The sequence below is a fragment of the Sphingobium sp. HDIP04 genome (assembly GCF_000445085.1).
GTDB lineage: Bacteria > Pseudomonadota > Alphaproteobacteria > Sphingomonadales > Sphingomonadaceae > Sphingobium > Sphingobium indicum.
Map to the genome: position 1 here is coordinate 1 of NZ_ATDO01000007.1, position 1981 is coordinate 1981.

At 69.8% G+C, this 1981-nt stretch carries 2 protein-coding genes; both read right to left on the reverse strand.

The features are described from left to right. Window positions 1-17: 17 nt before the first annotated feature. Window positions 18-1208 carry a glycosyltransferase family 4 protein gene (locus L286_RS25245; RefSeq protein WP_020819735.1) on the reverse strand — a complete coding sequence of 397 codons (1191 nt, stop codon included), beginning with the start codon at window positions 1206-1208 and terminating at the stop codon, window positions 18-20. After that, the coding region (locus L286_RS25250) for a hypothetical protein (protein ID WP_021222901.1) at window positions 1205-1981 on the reverse strand (777 nt) is incomplete at its 5' end. The genes L286_RS25250 and L286_RS25245, both read right to left, overlap by 4 nt.

Below are 1981 nucleotides of genomic sequence, written 5' to 3' on the forward strand. Positions count from 1 at the left end.
GCTGGCGCCGACCGCCGTCATGCGGCCTCCAGCGCGGTGGGCGAAGGGGGCGTGCCCGCATCCGGCGAAAGCACGGCATAGGCGCGCCGCAGCCGGTCGACAAAGGCGGCATGGCCATAGTCGAGCCGCGCCCTTGCGGCGGCCGCCTCCCCCAGCCTCGCCCTCAGCGCGCCGTCGGCGCAGAGCCGCCGCAACCCTTGCGCCAGGTCCTGCGCCGTCGCTGGCATCAACATGGCGCAACGCGCGTCCAGAACCTGGGAATGGCTTTCGATGTCGGTCGCCAGCAGCGCCTTGCCCGACGCCATGTAGGAAAAGATCTTCATCGGCGTGTTCCGACCCTTCAGCCGCGGCGAACAGAGGATGTCGGCCTGCGCCAGATAGCGGCTGAGGCCATCGAGCGGGCGCGGGCCAAGCAGGCGCACGTCGCCTTCCAGCCCGCATTGCAGGGCGAGTTGCCGATGCTGCGCGACATGATCCGCCTTGCCGCCGATCACGACCAGCGCGGGACGCTCGGCAGGCGCGAGCGCCGCCATCGCCTGGATCAGCAGATGGACGCCCTGATAGGATTCGAGGTTGCCGACATAAAGCGCGAGCGGGCGATCCTTTGCGTTCAGGCGCAGGTCTTCGACCGGCGGCGCCGCGGCAGGCCCTTCCATCGCCACATCGGGCAGCAGGTGGATGCGATCGGCGGCTGCGGAGCGGCTGGCGCTCCGCTGGATGGCGGGGCAGACGGCGATCACCAGGTCGCTGCGGCGGAAGGCGAATTGCTCGCATCGCTCGACGATCCAGGCGATGGCGCGGGCCCGGGGCCATTTTTCGACGATCTGCTCGCTCATGATCGAGTCCGCGTCATAGACGAGGCGCGTTCCGAACAGCCGGGACAAGGGCAGCGCGAAGAAGGCCGCTTCCTCGACGGCATGGATGACGTCAGGGCGATAACGCCGAAGCAGGCCGATCGCGGCAAAGAACATCCAGAGGTCGCAGACCAGCTTCCCCAGCGAAAACCCGATGGGGACATTGCGAACGCCCGGCGGGGCGGCGATGCGGTGATGCCGCACGCCGGGCATCGGCACGTCGCGCCCTTCATGGAAGCTCAACAGAGCGACCTCATGCCCCTGCGCCGCCAGAGCTTCGGCGGCCATGCGCACGGCAATGGGGGTGCCGCGTTCCTCGTAAAAGGGCTGGGGCGCCAGCATCAATATCTTCATGAGGCCATCCTCAGGCGAAGCTGGTTACCCAGGAAATGCAGCGGGCTTGCGGGAGCGCCATAATGCCGCGCCTGCCGCCCGGCCGAACGGATGAGCGCGCGCAGGTCGCGTCCGGGCCGGTCGGCCGAAAGCCCGCCATGCAGGATGGTCCCGAAAGTCCCGATCCGCCGCGCATCGCCGCGCAATGGCAAGGGGTCCGATCCGCGCAGCACCGCCCGGTGGCGGAAACGGCGTTCCGGCCAGAAGGCGGGGCGCCCGCCATTGTCGCCCAACAGCAACCGGCCTTCCGGATCGCCGGCCAGCAGCCTGTCGACCAGCCGTCCTCGCGCGCCGGCCCATTTGCCGACGCCCCAGGGAAGGATGGTCAGCGCGTCCGCCGCGGCCATCGCCTCGACCAACTGTTCGGCCGGCGCGCCGTCGGCGAAACCGGCGGCGGTGGCCAGCGCCAATATCTCCAGCCGCTCGGCGCTGACGACCTGCCGGCCGGCCAGCACCAACATGTCGGCGGACCCGGTTTCCAGCCACAGGCTTTCCGGTTCCGCGGTCGACCGCGCCGATGCCTTCAGCATTCCGAACGCGTCGCACCCCTGCTGCTCCGCCAGCATGAAGACGGGCAGGCAGTCCTTCATGCCCGCCGCCATCATGCGCCCATGCGCCTGCATCAGCCGGTCCCGCGGATCGTCGCCGGGATGCAGATGGACATGCGCGTCGATCATCAGCTCAGGCATGGCGCGGCCGCCATCCGCCGGCGCGCGGCAAGGGCGCGGCGGGCC